The 15,941-nt window shown below is 74.3% G+C and carries 11 protein-coding genes; 10 read left to right on the plus strand and 1 reads right to left on the minus strand.

All coding sequences use genetic code 11. The features are described from left to right. Window positions 1-11 precede the first annotated feature (11 nt). The 10 genes from C7474_RS01535 (at window position 12) to C7474_RS01580 (ending at window position 15,384) form a co-directional block, all read left to right on the plus strand. A complete protein-coding gene (locus tag C7474_RS01535; RefSeq protein WP_121057024.1) occupies window positions 12-983 on the plus strand; it encodes an AAA family ATPase in 972 nt (323 codons plus the stop codon). Next, window positions 983-2,395, plus strand: coding sequence for a DUF58 domain-containing protein (locus C7474_RS01540; RefSeq protein ID WP_121057026.1), 1,413 nt, complete (start codon window positions 983-985; stop codon window positions 2,393-2,395). The genes C7474_RS01535 and C7474_RS01540 overlap by 1 nt, the downstream gene beginning before the upstream one ends. After that, entirely contained in the window at window positions 2,392-4,668 is a 2,277-nt protein-coding gene (locus tag C7474_RS01545) for a transglutaminase-like domain-containing protein (protein WP_121057028.1), read from the plus strand. The genes C7474_RS01540 and C7474_RS01545 overlap by 4 nt, the downstream gene beginning before the upstream one ends. Then, on the plus strand, window positions 4,665-5,852 hold the full coding sequence (locus C7474_RS01550) for an RDD family protein (protein WP_121057840.1): 1,188 nt from the start codon (window positions 4,665-4,667) through the stop codon (window positions 5,850-5,852). The genes C7474_RS01545 and C7474_RS01550 overlap by 4 nt, the downstream gene beginning before the upstream one ends. Beyond that, window positions 5,849-6,676 carry a PP2C family protein-serine/threonine phosphatase gene (locus tag C7474_RS01555; protein WP_121057030.1) on the plus strand — a complete coding sequence of 276 codons (828 nt, stop codon included), beginning with the start codon at window positions 5,849-5,851 and terminating at the stop codon, window positions 6,674-6,676. Before C7474_RS01550 ends, C7474_RS01555 begins: the two co-directional genes overlap by 4 nt. Next, entirely contained in the window at window positions 6,673-8,100 is a 1,428-nt protein-coding gene (locus C7474_RS01560) for an FHA domain-containing protein (RefSeq protein ID WP_121057032.1), read from the plus strand. The genes C7474_RS01555 and C7474_RS01560 overlap by 4 nt, the downstream gene beginning before the upstream one ends. Further along, the gene (locus C7474_RS01565) at window positions 8,097-9,740 is read left to right on the plus strand and encodes a serine/threonine-protein kinase (RefSeq protein ID WP_121057034.1); all 1,644 of its coding nucleotides are present in this window, start codon (window positions 8,097-8,099) and stop codon (window positions 9,738-9,740) included. The genes C7474_RS01560 and C7474_RS01565 overlap by 4 nt, the downstream gene beginning before the upstream one ends. Beyond that, on the plus strand, window positions 9,737-10,513 hold the full coding sequence (locus C7474_RS01570) for a hypothetical protein (RefSeq protein WP_121057841.1): 777 nt from the start codon (window positions 9,737-9,739) through the stop codon (window positions 10,511-10,513). Before C7474_RS01565 ends, C7474_RS01570 begins: the two co-directional genes overlap by 4 nt. Continuing rightward, complete coding sequence (locus C7474_RS01575; protein WP_121057036.1) at window positions 10,510-14,982, plus strand: FtsK/SpoIIIE domain-containing protein; 4,473 nt, start codon at window positions 10,510-10,512, stop codon at window positions 14,980-14,982. Before C7474_RS01570 ends, C7474_RS01575 begins: the two co-directional genes overlap by 4 nt. 105 nt (window positions 14,983-15,087) lie before the next feature. Further along, complete coding sequence (locus C7474_RS01580) at window positions 15,088-15,384, plus strand: WXG100 family type VII secretion target (protein ID WP_121057037.1); 297 nt, start codon at window positions 15,088-15,090, stop codon at window positions 15,382-15,384. Window positions 15,385-15,462: 78 nt separating this feature from the next. Here C7474_RS01580 and C7474_RS01585 read toward each other — a convergent pair whose 3' ends face one another. Then, window positions 15,463-15,891, minus strand: coding sequence for a recombinase family protein (locus C7474_RS01585; RefSeq protein WP_121057039.1), 429 nt, complete (start codon window positions 15,889-15,891; stop codon window positions 15,463-15,465). Window positions 15,892-15,941 lie beyond the last annotated feature (50 nt).

Here is a 15,941-nt window from a genome sequence, read left to right on the forward strand (position 1 = left end):
GGAACGAACGAATGAGCATGACCCCCGAACAGGCGGCCTGGTTCCGCGACACCTTCACGCGCCTCGTCGACAACGTCGACCAGGCCCTACTGGGCAAGCGCGAGGTGGTGGGACTCGTGCTGTCGGCGATGCTCGCCGAGGGGCACGTGCTGCTGGAAGACGCACCCGGCACCGGCAAGACGAGCCTCGCGAAGGCGCTCGCCGCCTCGGTGCAGGGCACGAGCACCCGCATCCAGTTCACGCCCGACCTGCTGCCCTCCGACGTCACCGGTGTGACGATCTACGACCAGCAGAACCACCGGTTCGAGTTCCACCGCGGCCCGGTGTTCGCCTCGATCGTGCTCGCCGACGAGATCAACCGCGCCTCCCCGAAGACGCAGTCCGCGCTCCTGGAGGTCATGGAGGAGTCCCGGGTCACCGTCGACGGCACGGCGCACGAGGTCGGCCGCCCGTTCCTCGTCATCGCGACGCAGAACCCCATCGAGCAGGCGGGCACCTACAAGCTGCCCGAGGCGCAGCTGGACCGCTTCATGATCAAGACCTCGATCGGGTACCCGTCGCTCGCGGTCGCCGAGCGCATCCTCGTCGGCGCCGTCGACCGCAACCCGTCGGCCTCGCTCAAGCCCGTCATCACGACCGGCGCCGTCGCCGACATGGCCGACCTCGCCGGCACGGTGCACATCGACCCGGCCGTCGCCCGGTTCGCGGCGCAGCTGGTCGAGTCCACCCGCGCCTCGACCTCGACGCGCCTGGGCGTCTCGGTGCGCGGCGCCATCTCGATGATGCGCATCGCCAAGGTGTACGCCGCCTCGCAGGGGCGCCACTTCGTCGTCCCCGACGACATCAAGACCCTCGCCGCGCCGGTGTGGACCCACCGCCTCGTGCTCGACCCCGAGGCCGAGTTCTCGGGTGTCACCGCCGACACGGTGATCCAGCGCGCCCTCGCCGACGTCGACGCGCCGCTGGCACGGGCCGACGCCTGATGTCCACGGCGCAGGGCACCGAGGCACCGACGCGCCGTGCGCGCCGGTCCGCCGCCGTGCCCGCGACCGAGCCGGCAGGCGCCGCCGCGCACCCGGCATCCGAGCCCTCGGCATCCGCCGTTGGCGCCGCGGAGACCGGAACCCTCGCCGACGCGACCGTGCCGACCGTGCGGATGGCGCGCGAGGCGGGCAGGATCGAGCGCTGGCGTGAGGATGCCGGCCGCGTGCTCGGGCCGGCGTGGCGCGTCGCGCGCGACGTCGTCGCGGTGGTGCGCCCCCTCGGCTGGATCGTGCTCGGCCTCGCGGTGTCGCTGTGGATCGTCGCGCTCACCCTCGGGTGGGAGGAGGTGCTCATCGCCGCCGCCGTCGTCACCGCGATCCTCGCCCTCTGCGTTCCGTTCCTGTTCGGCCGCACGACCTACGAGGTGGGACTCGACCTCACGCGCACCCACGTCGTGGTGGGGGAGCGCGCGGTCGGCGCGCTGAACCTCGCCAACCGCACCTCGCGCGCGCTGCTGCCGTCCGAGGTCGTGCTGCCGGTCGGATCCGGGCGCGGCCTGTTCCAGGTGCCCCGCCTCGCTCCGGGCGCCGAGCATGAGGAGCTGTTCGCCATCCCGACCCAGCGCCGCGGCGTGCTGTCGGTGGGGCCGGTGAGCGTGCTGCGCGGCGACCCGCTGGGGCTGTTCGAGCGCACCCACGACCGCCGCCACGCCGTCGACCTCTTCGTGCACCCGCGCACCACGACCCTCGACGGGCTCTCCCTCGGTCACCTGCGCGACCTCGAAGGCCTGCCGGTGCAGCACCTGTCCCGCGACGACGTGTCGTTCCACGCCCTGCGGGAGTACCAGCCGGGCGACGACCTGCGCCACGTGCACTGGAAGTCGACCGCCCGCGTCGGCGCGCTCATGGTGCGCCAGTACGAGGAGACCCGCCGCTCGCACTTCATCGTCGCCCTCTCCACGAGCCCCGACGAGTACCGCACCCCCGACGAGTTCGAGCTGGCCGTCTCGGTCGCGGGCTCCATCGGCCTGCGCGCCATCCGCGATTCCCGCACCCTCGAGGCGCGCACCCAGCGCGGGGCGCTGCGTGCCCCCACGGCACGCCGGTTCCTCGACGGCCTGTCGGCCCTGGAGCACTCCCGCTCCCGGGAGGGCGGCATCGCCGCGCTGGCCGGATCGTTGGCCGCCGTCGCCCCGCAGGCGGCCGTCGCCGTGCTCGTCACCGGCGGCGCCGCGGATGCCGCCGAGCTGCGCGTCGCGTGCGCCCGGCTTCCGTTCGGCGTGCGCGTCGTCGCCGTCGTCGCCGACGACCGCGTCTCGTCGCCGTCGCTGCGCCGCATCGGCGACGCCGATGTCGTCACCCTCGGCGAGCTCGACCAGCTCCCCTCAGCCGTCCGGAAGGTGCTGTCGTGACCGGCCGCGCGCTCCGCCTCGTCGTCCTCGACCTCACCGCCGTCGCGCTGCTCGTCTCGGTCGCCGTCATCGGATTCGGCCCGACCTTCGACGGACCGCAGTACCTCGTCGCGGGCTTCGGAGCGCTCGCGCTCGGCCTCGCGATCGCGTGGGCGGGGGCCCGCCTGCGCTGGGGCGTGCTGCCCATCGCGGGTGTCGTCATCGGCGCCTATTTCGTCTTCGGCGGGGCGTTCGCCCTTCCCCACACGACCCTGCTCGGCGTCGTCCCCACCCTCGAGACCGTCCGCGAGCTCGCCGTCGGCGCCGTCACGTCGTGGAAACAGCTGCTGACGACGGTGCCGCCGGTCGCCGCCGCCGACGGCCACCTCGTCGTGCCGTTCCTGCTCGTGCTCGTGGCCACCACGATCGCCGCCTCGCTCGCGCTGCGGGCGCGCCACGCCGCGTGGGCGCTCGTGCCGGCGGCCGCGCTGCTGGCCGGGCAGATCCTCCTCGGCGTCGCCCAGATCGCCGCCCCCGTCGTGCAGGGCGTCGTCTTCGCCGTCGCCGCCGTCGTGTGGCTCGCGCTGCGCCACGCGTGGGAGAACGACGGCGCGGCCCTGCGCGTCGAAGGCGGGACGGATGCCGATCCCGTCGCCGTGCGCGGTTCGCGTACCCGTCGCCTCGTCGCCGGCGGCGCCGTGCTCGCGGTCGCGGCCGGCGTCGGCGTCGCGACGGCGGCGTTCGCCCAGCCGCCCGTGCCTCGCTTCGTCGTGCGCGACTTCATCGTGCCGCCGTTCGACATCCACCAGTACCCGAGCCCGCTGCAGTCGTTCCGCGCGCTCGTGCGAGACGACGCCGACCAGACCCTGTTCACCGTGGACGGCCTTCCCGAAGAGGCCCGCATCCGCTACGCGACGATGGACGCCTACACCGGCGTCGTCTACAACGTCGCCGACGACGGGACCGGATCGTCGAGCGCGTTCACGCCGGTGCGCTCGAACATGTCGCCCGACGTCGAGGGCGCCACCACCCGTCTGCAGTTCGCCGTCGACGGTCTCGACGGGGTGTGGCTGCCGGATGCCGGTGCGGTGCGCGAGATCGACTTCTCGGGCGACCGCGCCGAGGAGCTGCGCCGCTCGGCCCACTACAACGACGCCACCGGCACCGCGGTGGTCACCTCGCGCCTCGCGCCGGGGGACACCTACACGGTCGAGACCGTGCTGCCCACGATGCCGAGCGACGGCGCGCTGGCCGACGTCGCCTTCGCGCCGGTGAAGCTGCCGAAGCAGGACGGGATCCCCGAGAGCCTCGCCGACCTCGCCTCGAAGGCCACCGCCGACGCCGAGACCCCCATCCAGCGGGTGCGCGCGCTGGAGAGCTGGCTGCACACGGAGGGCTTCTTCAGCCACGGCCTCGCCGGTGACGTGCTCTCGCCGTCGGGTCACGGCGCCGCCCGCATCTCCGCGCTGTTCGCGGGTGACCAGATGATCGGCGACGACGAGCAGTACGCGGTCGCCATGGCGCTGATGGCGAACCAGATCGGCATCCCCGCCCGCGTCGTGATGGGCTGGTATCCGGGCGAGGACGACGAGACCGGCGCCGTGTTCACCGCCACCGGCGACAACGTGCACTCGTGGGTCGAGGTCGCGTTCGCCGGCTACGGCTGGCTGCCGTTCGACCCCACTCCCGATGAGGACAACGAGCCCAACGAGCAGACGACGCAGCCGCGCGCGAACCCGAAGCCGCAGGTGCTGCAGCCGCCGCCGCCCGCGCAGGAGCCCGCCGAGCTGCCACCGGTCATCGCCGACGACCGCGACCAGGAGGACGAGAAGGAGAACGGGGTCGACTGGCTCGGTCCCGTGCTGCTCTACGGCAGCCTCGGTCTCGGCGTCATCGCGCTCATCCTGGCCCCGTTCATCGTGATGGGCGTCATCAAGGGCATCCGCCGCACGCGCCGCCGGGGCGCGCCGCGCTCGGCCGACCGCATCTCGGGCGGCTGGGACGAGCTCGTCGACTCCGCCGTGGACTTCCGTGCCCCGGTGGTCGCCGGTGCGACACGTGCCGAGAGCGCCGTCGTCGTCGGCGAAGCGTTCGACCAGCCGCGGGTGCAGACCCTCGCCGGCCTTGCGGATGCCGAGGTCTACGGGCCTGGCGAGCCCAGCGACGCCGACGTCGAGGCGTTCTGGCGCGAGGTGGACGATATCGTCGGGGAGATGAAGGGTTCGACGTCGGTGTGGCGCCGCCTCCGCGCGCGGCTGAGCCTGCGATCGCTGCGTTCCGGGGGAACCCGATGAGCGCCGTCACCGCCACGACCGCGGCGCGCCCCGCCGCTCTCGGCCGGCGCGTCGGTGCGTACGTCGTCGACGCGGTCGTCGGGTTCGTCGCGCTGCTGCTCGGCGCGCTCGCCGGCGCCGGCATCTCCTTCGCGACCCAGGGCGCGTTCCCGCTGCCCGCGGCGGTCGCCGTCGCCTACGCGGTGGCGCTCGCGTGGTTCTTCGTCTACACCGCGATGCAGGGGGGTGCGGGCTCGATCGGCGCGCGGATGACGGGACTCGCCCTCGTCCGCGCGGACGGCACGCGACTCGGCTTCGGCCGTGCCCTCGGACGCAACGTGATCTGGGGCCTCGGCGGCGCGATCGTCGTCGGATACTTCAGCCCGCTGTTCGACTCCTCGCCGTGGCGCCGCGGCTGGCACGACAAGGTCGCCGGCGCGGTCATGACCGACACCGCCGGTCGTGGCGCGCCCACCCCGTTGCCCGGGGCGGCCACCGAGCCCGTCTCTCCCCTCGGGGGCGTCGAGGCGCCGGCATCCGACGCGCCCACCGGGTCGTTCTCGCCCGAGCAGGCCGCCGGCCCCGCCTTCCTCCCCGCCGGTCCCATCCTGCCCCCGGCCACCGACCTCGCCCCCGGCGATCAGCCGTCGCCGCCGGCCGCGCGACCCACCGCCGGCGTCATCTCGTTCGTCCCCGGCGTCACCTCCGCCGCCGACGTGGCCCCGGGCGCGCCGACGACGGATGCCGGTCGGCCCACGCCCGTGGTCGCGGCGCCCGTCGCCCCGACGCCCGCGCGCGGCACGGCCGCCCCGGGCGCGGCGCTCGTGGCCGGGACGCCCTCCGGCGCCGGACTCGAGGACACCCGCATCGCCACCGACGACCGCCCGGTCGCACGTCTGGTCTGGGACGACGGCGCCCGGCAGGCGCTGTACGGCCGCACGGTGTTCGGTCGCAACCCGACGCCCGAGACGGGCGCCGCCGTGGCCGCGGTGCGCGACGAGACGCTGTCGCTGTCGAAGACGCATTTCGAGCTGGCGGTGCGCGGCGGCGCGCTCTGGGTGACCGACCGCCATTCCACCAACGGCGTGGTGCTGCGCCGCGGGACCGCGCGGCAGAGCGCCGAACCGGGCGAGCCGCTGCGCGTGCACTCGGGCGATGTTCTCGAGTTCGGCGACCGTCACGTGCTGATCGAGATCGCCCCGTGACCGGCGCGCCCATCGTCGTCGCCGTCGGCGCCGCCAGCCACACAGGACTGCGCCGCCGCGTCAACGAGGACTCGTACCTCGCCGAGGCGCCGCTGTTCCTCGTCGCCGACGGCATGGGCGGCCACGAGGCCGGGGATCGGGCCAGCGCCGCCGTCGTCGCCGAGTTCGCCGCCCTTGCGGGCCGCGACAGTCTCGACGTCGACGAGGTGCGCCGGGCGCTGCGCCGCGCCCGCGACCGGGTCGCCACGATCGGCGGGGCGGGGCGCGCGGCCGGCACCACACTGTCGGGGGTGGTCGTCGCCGACGTCGACGGCGCCGGGTACTGGCTGACGGTGAACGTCGGAGATTCCCGCACCTACCGGCTCTCGCGCGGGATGCTCGAGCAGATCAGCGTCGACCATTCGGTCGTGCAGGAACTGGTGGACGCCGGCCTGCTCGCCGCCGCGGCGGCGGCATCCGACAGTCGCCGCAACGAGATCACGCGCGCGATCGGCGCCGGCAGCGACGGGAAGGCGGACTACTCGCTCGTGCCCGCCGAGCCCGGCGACCGCATCCTCGTGTGCAGCGACGGACTGTCGGGGGAGCTCTCGGCGGCGCGGCTGCGCGTCGTGCTCGCCGAGGAATCCGACCCGCAGGCGGCCGCGACCCGCCTCATCCACGAGGCGCTCGTCAGCGGCGGGCGGGACAACATCACGGCCGTCGTGGTCGACGCGCTGCACGTGGCGGGACAGGACGACCTGTACGACACGGCGCCCGCCGGGGCGCGGCGCGCGCCCGACGAAGACACCCGGCCGCGCGCCGGGGCAGGGGGGGATCAGCGATGACCGAGGTGCGCTACCGGCCCGCGGCCGAGGCCGGCGCCTGGCGGATCGCCGTGTCGGAGACGGCGCTGGCGGCCCTGTCTCCGACCGTCACCGACCTCGCCGTCGAGACGGTGTGGCGCCGCGTCGGAGACGGCGGCATCGGCGCGATCATCGAGGCGCTCACCGGCGCGTTCGGCACCTCGCTGTCGGCGATCCCGCCGTTCGCGCTCGCCGTGCTCGAGGGTGATGCCGTGCGCGTGGCCGTGCGCGGCCCCGTCGAGGTGCTCGTCGAGACGGGCGGCGGGACGGAGCAGATCTCGGGAGCCGGCGTCGCGACGTGGACCGAGCGACTGGTTCCGGGCGTGCGCACCGTCGGCATCGCGCTCGAGGGCGCCGTCGCCGAACCCGGCGGACTGCCGATCGTGTCGGGCGTCGTCGCGGCCACCGCCGTCACGCTCACCGTCGGCGGGTCCGCAACTCGCCGCCCCGCCGCCTCGGCTCCCGCCGCGCGATCGGGTGGGTCGGCGCCCGCAGCGCCTGTGACCGTCCCCGACGCTGCGGGCGAGGTGCCCGTCGCGCCGCCCGTGACCGCCGCGCCCGCCGAGAGGGTGGCGGCGCCCGAGTCCACTCCGCACCCGGAACCCGAATCCGCGCCGTCACCGGAACCCGTCTCCGAGCCCGTCGAGGTCGCCACGACGGGCGTCGACACCCTGCTGCCGCTCGCGACCGACGCCGGCGCCGAGCCGGCCGCCGTCGCCGACGAGTACGACCTGCTGTGGGGCGAGACCGTCGCACGCCCGATCTCGGCCGCCGCGAGCATCGCCGAACCCGACGACGCGTCGACGGATGCCGGCGCGGGAGCCCCGCCCGAGTCCGACGACGACGCACCCACGACCGCCGTCCCGATCAGCGCCGTCCGGACGGCCACCCCCACCGTCCCCCCCGTGCCCTCCGTCCCGCCCGTGCCGCCGCTGCCGGCCCGCATCCCGGTCGCGCAGGGCGACCACGACGGCGAGACGATCGCGGTCGCCGATCTCCGTGCCATGCGCGACGCACAGCGCGAACGCTACGAGTCCACCGACGGTGTCCCTCCCCGCCGCCCCGCGCGCGGCCGCATCCGCCTGTCGACCGGGCAGTCGGTCGAACTCGAGCGGCCCGTCGTCATCGGACGTCGCCCCAAGTCCACGCGCACCTCCGGGGCGGAGCTGCCGACGCTCGTCGCGGTCGACAGCCCGGAGCAGGACATCTCCCGCAGCCACGTCGAGATCCACGCCGAGGGCGAGCACGTGCTCGTGACCGACCTCGACACGACCAACGGCACCCTGCTCGTGCGCTCCGGGCAGGAGCCCGTGCGCCTGCACCCGGGCGAGCCCACGATGGTGATCACCGGAGACGTGCTCGACATCGGCGACGGCGTGACGATCCTCTTCGAGGATCTGCCGTGAGCGCGAAGCGGCCACCCGCGCCGCCGCCGCAGCTGCCCGGCTTCACGTACGTCGACGTGCTGGGCTCCGGCGGTTTCGCCGACGTCTACCTGTTCGAGCAGCATCTGCCGCGCCGCCGCGTGGCCGTGAAGGTCATGCTGCCCGAGCGGATGGCGGGCGGATCGGCCGAGGAGTTCGCCGCCGAGGCGAACGTCATGGCGCTGCTGTCGACCCACCCGGCGATCGTCACGATCCACCAGGCCGGCGTCTCCGACGACGGCCGGCCGTACCTCGTGATGGAGTACTGCCCGCGGCCCAACCTGCAGATCCGCTCCCGCGCCGCGGCGTTCTCGGTCGCCGAGGCGCTGCGCGTCGGGGTGCAGGTCGCGGCGGCCGTCGAGACCGCGCATCGCGCCGGCATCCTGCACCGCGACATCAAGCCGGCCAACATCCTCGTCACGGAGTACAACCGGCCCGCGCTCACCGACTTCGGCATCGCGACGACGGCGGATGCCGCGGCCTCGGCGGGTGGCATGTCGATCCCGTGGTCCCCGCCGGAGGCGTTCGGCGACGACCCCGACTCGGGCCGGGCGACCGACGTGTACGCGCTCAGCGCGACCGTGTTCACGCTGCTCGCGGGCCGGTCGCCGTTCGAGGTGCCGGGCGGCCGCAACGGCGGCGCCGACCTCATCCAGCGCATCGAGCGCGACCCGGTGCCCCGCATCGAGCGCGCCGACATGCCCGCGTCGCTGCAGGTGGTGCTGGAGCGGGCGATGTCCAAGCGCCCCGCCGACCGCTACGAGACCGCGATCGCGTTCGCGCGCGCCCTGCAGCGGGTGCAGATCGAACTCGCGCATTCGGTGACCCCGATCGACATCCTCGACGACGGCACGACGGATGCCGCAGACGACGACGCTGACGGTGAGCTCACCCGGGTGCGCGGCATCGTCAGCATCGAGCCGCAGACCTCGCCGGCGGCGGGCCAGACGCGCGAGCGGCAGTCCTCGGCGCCGGTGTTCGATTCCGTGCCGGTCTTCGAGGACGCCTCCCGCGCCCCCGAGGAGACCATGCTGCGTGGACAGACCGCGCCGCGTCCGGGCGAGGACGCCGCGACCGTCCGGCGGCCCCGTCCGCTCGATCCCTCAGCGGCCGCGCCCGCGGCAGCACCCTCGGCCCCGCCCGCGGACGCCCCGATCGCTGCGCCCGCCGCACACCCGGCCGATGCTGCGGCGCCCGCCGCGGCTCCCGCGCGCAGCCGCCGCGGCCTGTGGATCGGGCTCGGCGTGGGCGTGGCCGCCCTGATCGTCGCCGGCATCGTCGTGGGGGCGAGCCTGCTCGCGCCCACGGCCGACCCTCAGGCCACGCCGAGCCAGTCCCCGCGCCCGCAGAACCCGGTGGCCGGCATCGTCCCCGCCCCCGCCGACCTCGTCGGCGCGGCCGCCGGAGCCGACGTCACTTTCACGTGGACCAACCCGGATCCGCAGGACGGCGACCGGTACATCTGGTACCCGTACACGCTCGACGGCGACGGCTCCGCCGCGCCGGTCGACGAGGCCACCGTGACACTGCCCGCCGACCCGTCCGGGCGCACCTGCATCGCCGTGCAGATCGTGCGCGCCGCCGGCGAGAGCGGCCCCGAGACGAAGGCGTGCACCCCGTGACCGATGTCGACGACACCGTCCCGCCGCCGAGCGCGCCCGACGCCGCGCCCGCGGGCGAGAGCGTGACGGTCGAGTTCGCGGGCGAGTACGTCACCGTCGCGCCGGGTGCCCGGCTCACGATCGGCCGCGAGGGCGACCTGGCCCTCGACGACAACCGCTTCCTGCACCGCCACTTCCTGTCGGTCGAGCAGTCGGCCGGGCTGTGGTGGCTCGTCAACATCGGCGCGCGCATGTCGGCCACCGTCACCGACGCCGACGGCCGGGTGCAGGCGCAGTTGGCCCCCGGGGCGCGCCTGCCGATCGTGTTCGGGGTGACCACCGTCGTCTTCAGCGCCGGGCCCACGACCTACGAGCTGTCGGTGCACGCCGCGCAGCCCGCATTCCGCGACACCCGTGTGCCCCTCGAGGACGGCGGGCTGTCGACGATCGGCGCCGTGCCGCTCACCGAGAGCCAGAAGCTGCTCATCGTCGCCCTCGCCGAGCCGGTGCTGCGCCGCGACGGCACCGGCATGAGCGAGCTGCCCTCGTCGGCCGCCGCCGCGCAGCGCCTCGGCTGGACCATCACACGCTTCAACCGCAAGCTCGACAACGTGTGCGACAAGCTCGACCGGCAGGGGGTGCCGGGCCTGCGCGGCGGGGTCTCCTCGTCGGCGACCAACCGGCGTGTACGCCTGGTCGAGCACGCGATCGCCTCGCGCCTGGTCACCCGCGACGACCTTCCCCTGCTCGAGACCCCCGCCGGCGACGAGCCGGCATCCGGAGGAGATGAATGAAGCTGCGTACGACGCTGGTCCGCACGGCCGGTGAGGCGGAGGACGTCGTCATCACCGCGGATGCGGATGCGACCGTCGGCGACCTCGCCCGCACGCTCGTCGAGGTCGACCCGCGCGGCGCCGGGCGGGTCGACGGCGAGGTCACCCTCGAGGCGTTCGGCACGATCGCGGAAGGCCCCGGCGAGGTGCTCGACGCCGCCGCCGGCGTCGCCCACGTGCAGCTGGCGGCGGGCTCGGCGGTGCGCGTCGTTCCCGCCGGCTACCAGTCGCGCCGCAGCGTCGGCGAACTGCACATCGTCTCGGGCCCCGGGGCGGGCGAGACCGTGGCCTTGGACCGGTCCGTGCTGACGATCGGGCGCGATCCGTCGTGCGACATCGTCCTCGACGACCCGCTGGTCTCCAAGCGGCACGCGCGCCTCGAGATCGGGCAAGGCCGCGCCGAGCTCATCGACCTCAACTCGGCCAACGGCATCCTCGTGGACGGGGCGCCGGTGACCTACCTGACGGCCGCCGACGGGCAGATCGACGCCGTGCTCGGCGAGACGCGCGTGCGCATCGTCGCGTCGGCGCCGGATGCCGCCGCGCCCGCGACCTGGCGTCAGATCCCGTTCGTACGCTCGCCGCGCGTCGAGGCCCGGTACCTCGGCGAGGAGCTGCCCGGCACCGACCTTCCCGCCCCGCCCGCGCCCCAGATGTTCCCGTGGCTCGCGATGATCGCCCCCGTCGTGATGGGCCTCGCGCTGTTCTTCATCATGAAGAGCCCGATGGCGCTCGTGTTCGTCGCGGCCTCGCCACTGCTCATGCTCGGCACGTGGTTGACGACCCGTTTGCAGTCCAAAGCCCAGCTCGATCGCGACAAGCAGCGCTTCGAGCAGCAGATCACGCGCCTCGGCGCCCGCCTGGAGCGCGAGCGTGAACTCGAGCGCACCGTGCGCCGTGCCGAGGTTCCCGAGCTCGACCCGATCTGCGCCGACGCGCTCGCCGCGGGCCCGCTCGTGTGGACCCGCCGGCCCGAGCACTGGTCGTTCCTGCACCTGCGGCTGGGCGACGGCGTCGCCGACAGCCGCAACACGGTGGCCGAATCCAGCAAGCGCGACGCCGCGATCCCGTCGTACGTCGACCGCCTCGACGAGACGGTCGAGGCCTTCCGCACCGTCGAGGACGTGCCGATCCTCGAGTCGCTCGCCGAAGCCGGCGCGCTCGGCATCGCCGGCGACCCGGCGCGCGTCGGCGACCTTGCGCGGGCACTCGTCGCCCAGACCGCGGGGCTGCACGCACCGTCCGACGTGCACGTCGCCGCCTTCGTCGGACCCGCCTCCCGGCCGGCGCTGGCCGACCTCAAGTGGCTGCCGCACACGTGGGCGGGGGAGGACCTGCTCGGCACCGCCGCCGTCGCCGAAAACGCCGCCACCGGCTCCCGGCTGCTCGCCCGTATCGAAGAGCTCGTCGACCAGCGCACCAAGCAGCTGCGGCGCCTGCGCGCCGTGAAGGCCACGGATGCGGCCACCGCCGCCGGCGCGGAGGTCGGCGAGTCTCGCGGGCGCGCGGAGGAGACGCCGCTGCCCGCCGTCGTCGTGCTCATCGCCCCCGACGCCGCCGTCGACCTCGGCCGCCTCGTGCAGCTGAGTGAGCGGGCCGCCGGCAGCGGCATCCTGCCGATCTGGCTCGCCACCGAGCCCACCGCGCTGCCCGCCTCGTGCCGCACGTGGGTCGAGGTGCCCGCCGGAGGCCAGGCGAGCGCCCACTTCGTGCGCCTCGGCACCGTCGTCGCGCCGCTGCGGGTCGAGGCCCTCGACGCCGCCCGGTTCGGGGTGTTCTGCCGGGCCCTGGCCCGGCTCACCGATGTCGGCGACGTGGCCGTCGACGCCGGCGACGTGCCCCGCACGATCCCGCTCGTGCAGCTGCTGGGCTCGGAGATGGCCACGAGCGCCGACGCCGTCATCGACCGCTGGACGCAGAACGCATCGATCCGCTCCACCCGCTCCGCCGCCGGCTACCAGCCGAAGCTGCGCGCCCTCGTCGGCCAGGGCGCCCAGGGCGCCCTCCACCTCGACCTGCGGCAGCAGGGTCCGCACGCCCTCGTCGGCGGCACGACGGGCTCGGGCAAGAGCGAGTTCCTGCAGGCGTGGGTGCTCGGCATGGCCGCGGAGTACAGCCCCGAGCGGGTGACGTTCCTGTTCGTCGACTACAAGGGCGGCTCGGCCTTCGCCGATTGCGTCAACCTGCCGCACTGCGTGGGCCTGGTCACCGACCTCAGCCCGCACCTCGTGCGCCGGGCGCTCACGAGCCTGCGCGCCGAGCTGCATCACCGCGAGCACCTGTTCAACCGCAAGAAGGCCAAGGACCTGCTCGAGCTCGAGAAGGCCGCCGACCCCGAGACGCCTCCCGCCCTCGTGCTCGTGATCGACGAGTTCGCGGCGCTCGCCAAAGAGGTGCCCGAGTTCGTCGACGGCGTCGTCGACATCGCCCAGCGCGGGCGCTCGCTGGGCATCCACCTCATCATGGCCACGCAGCGTCCCGCGGGCGTCATCAAAGACAACCTGCGCGCGAACACCAATCTGCGCGTAGCGCTGCGGATGGCCGACGAGACCGACTCCGACGACGTGATCGGCTCGAAGGAGGCGGCCCTGTTCGACCCGGGCCTTCCCGGGCGCGGCATCGCGAAGACCGGGCCGGGGCGCATGAGCCTGTTCCAGTCCGCCTACGCCGGCGGGTGGAGCCTGCGCGCCGAACCCGAAGCCGCCGTCGAGGTGCGACCGTTCCGGCTGGGCGACGCCCCCGCCTGGGAGAAGCCGCAGTCGGATGCCGCGCCCACCGACACCGAAGACCTCGGGCCCAACGACCAGCAGCTGCTCGTCGCCCGGTTCGGCGACGCCGCCCAGCTCGCCCGCATCGCGCCGCCGCGTCGGCCGTGGCTCGACGAGCTGGCGACGACGTTCGACCAGACCAAGCTGTCGCAGCGCTCCGACGCCCGGCTCGTGCTCGGTGTCGTCGACCTGCCCGAGCGTCAGGATCAGGTGCCGTTCTTCTTCGAGCCCGACACCGAGGGGCACCTCGCGATCTTCGGCACCGGCGGATCCGGCAAGTCGGCGACGCTGCGCACCCTCGCCGTCTCGGCCGGCATCACACCGCGCGGCGGACCCGTGCACGTCTACGGGCTCGACGCCGCCACCGGAGGTCTGCGGATGCTGGAGCCGCTCCCGCACGTGGGCGCCGTCATCTCCGGCGACGACACCGAGCGCATCGAGCGGCTGTTCGGGACGCTGCGCACCGAGCTCGACCGGCGCGGCGACCTGTACGCGGCGGCGGGCGCCTCGACGCTCACCGAGTACCGGTCGCTGGCCGGCGCGGGCGCCGAACCGCGCATCCTGCTGCTCGTCGACGGATTCCCCGCGTTCCGCGCCGCCTTCGAGGGCGTCCCCGGCCGTGCCGAGACGTACCGCGCCTTCCAGCAGGTGCTCACCGACGGTCGCGGTCTCGGCATCCACGTCGCCCTCACCGCCGACCGCGGGCAGAGCGTGCCGACGTCGCTGCAGGCCATGATCCAGCGCCGCATCGTGCTGCGCATGGCCGACGACGACGGGTACGCGCTGCTGGGCATGCCGCGCGACATCCTGTCGCCGGCCTCGCCGCCCGGCCGCGCGATCATCGACGACCACGAGGCGCAGATCGCGGTCATCGGGGGAACCCCGAGCACGAAGGACCAGTCGTTGGCCGTCGACCGGATGGCCGAGGCCATGCTGCGTCGGGGCACGCCGGCCGCCCCCACCGTCGAGGCGCTGCCGACCGAGTACACCGTCGCGCAGCTTCCCGCGACGACCGCGCGCGGGGTCGTGATCGGCCTGTCCGACCTCGACCTCGGGCCGTACGGGATCGAGCCGTCGGGCACGTTCATCGTCGCCGGATCGCCGGGCGCCGGCCGCAGCAACGCGGCGGCGGCGATCGCGATGCAGACCGTGCGCGCGCAGCCCGGGACCCCGGCGTTCTACCTCGGCGACCGCCGCTCGCCGGTGCAGGGCGCGCTCGCGTGGACGCAGACCTCCGAGGGCGGCTCGGCCGCGATGGGCGTGTTCGCCGCGGCCGAGGCCGCCGCCGACGCCGTGGCCACGGGCGGACCGGTCCCGCTCGTGGTGCTCGAGGGCATCGGCGAGTTCGCCACCTCGATCGTCGAGATGAACCTGTCGGCGCTGGTCAAGCGCGCCGGGCGCGGCGAGGTGTTCCTCGTGGTCGTCGGCGAGCTCAGCGAGTGGACCAGCAACTTCGGCCTCCTCGGCGAGATCAAGGCGGCACGGCGGGGCGTCATCCTGCAGCCCGAGACGATCGACGGCGAGGTCGTGCTCAAGACGCCGTTCCCGCGCCTCGTGCGCGGCGAGCTGCCGGTGGGTCGCGGCATCCTCGCCCACCGGGGCAAGACCGTCCGCATCCAGTTCCCACTGGTCACCGCGCTCGAGACGGCGGAGGTCTCGTGACGGGTATGGGGAGTGCTCCCCATGGGCAGCGGCGCGCGCGTCGCCTATCGTCGAAGCAACACCGAACTTCCCGGCACCACCGCCGGGCCGAATGAAGGGGGCCCCATGGCCAATCTGAACGTCACCTACGACCAGATGAACTCGGCTGCGGCGCGTCTGCGCGACGGCCAGAGCGAGCTGGAGGCCAACCTGCAGCGTCTGCGCCAGCTCGTCGCGCAGCTCGTGCAGGACGGCTTCACGACGACCCGCGCCTCGGGCGCCTTCGACGCGTCGTACACCGAGTTCACCACCGGCGCCACCAAGACCGTGCAGGGCATCGAGGGCATGGCCTCGTTCCTCGAGAAGGCCGCCCAGGCGCTGCAGTCCACCGACGAGCAGCTCGCCAGCCAGCTCGGCCAGTAAGGCCGCTCCGCCAGACGCACCCTGCCGCCCGAGACCGTGTCGTGTCTCGGGCGGCAGGGTGCGTTACGGCGATGGGGGTCAGGGGCGGGCGAGCACCTTCACGATGACACCACGGCGGTGCAGCTCGGCGGCGGTGCGGGTCTCCTCGTGCACGTCGCGGCCGAGGGCGTGCTTGTCGGCGACGACGAGCACGTCGCCGGCGGTGAGCCGCCCGAACAGGCGCGCGAGACGCTCCTCCCAGCTCTCGCCGGTCTCGGGGGCCGGATGCCGGAAGCCCTCGATCGGAACGCCGAACTGCGCGAGGGCGTCGCGCTGGACGATGACGCTCGGCAGGTCGTCGCGCGCGACGACGAGACCCACGAGGCGGGCCCCAGCGGGGCGGGCGGCCCACCACTGCTCGCTGGAGACGATGATCGGCACGGCCTCGGTCGTCGTCGGCAGCGCCACCGACTCGGCGTAGTCGGCCGGGGCGCGGCCCTCGGCATCCGTGGTCGTGTTCTCGCTCATCGCACTCCTTCGTCGCTCACATTCTCACCGACGCGGATGCCGGACGCGAA

It is taken from the genome of Microbacterium telephonicum, assembly GCF_003651225.1.
Taxonomy (GTDB): domain Bacteria; phylum Actinomycetota; class Actinomycetes; order Actinomycetales; family Microbacteriaceae; genus Microbacterium; species Microbacterium telephonicum.

What these genes read in the sequence shown, in the direction of transcription:
- C7474_RS01535 (WP_121057024.1), top strand. Translation starts at nt 12, where the DNA reads ATGAGCATGACCCCCGAACAGGCGGCCTGGTTCCGCGACACCTTCACG.
- C7474_RS01575 (WP_121057036.1), top strand. Translation starts at nt 10,510, where the DNA reads ATGAAGCTGCGTACGACGCTGGTCCGCACGGCCGGTGAGGCGGAGGAC.
- C7474_RS01540 (WP_121057026.1), top strand. Translation starts at nt 983, where the DNA reads ATGTCCACGGCGCAGGGCACCGAGGCACCGACGCGCCGTGCGCGCCGG.
- C7474_RS01560 (WP_121057032.1), top strand. Translation starts at nt 6,673, where the DNA reads ATGACCGAGGTGCGCTACCGGCCCGCGGCCGAGGCCGGCGCCTGGCGG.
- C7474_RS01550 (WP_121057840.1), top strand. Translation starts at nt 4,665, where the DNA reads ATGAGCGCCGTCACCGCCACGACCGCGGCGCGCCCCGCCGCTCTCGGC.
- C7474_RS01580 (WP_121057037.1), top strand. Translation starts at nt 15,088, where the DNA reads ATGGCCAATCTGAACGTCACCTACGACCAGATGAACTCGGCTGCGGCG.
- C7474_RS01585 (WP_121057039.1), bottom strand. Translation starts at nt 15,891, where the DNA reads ATGAGCGAGAACACGACCACGGATGCCGAGGGCCGCGCCCCGGCCGAC.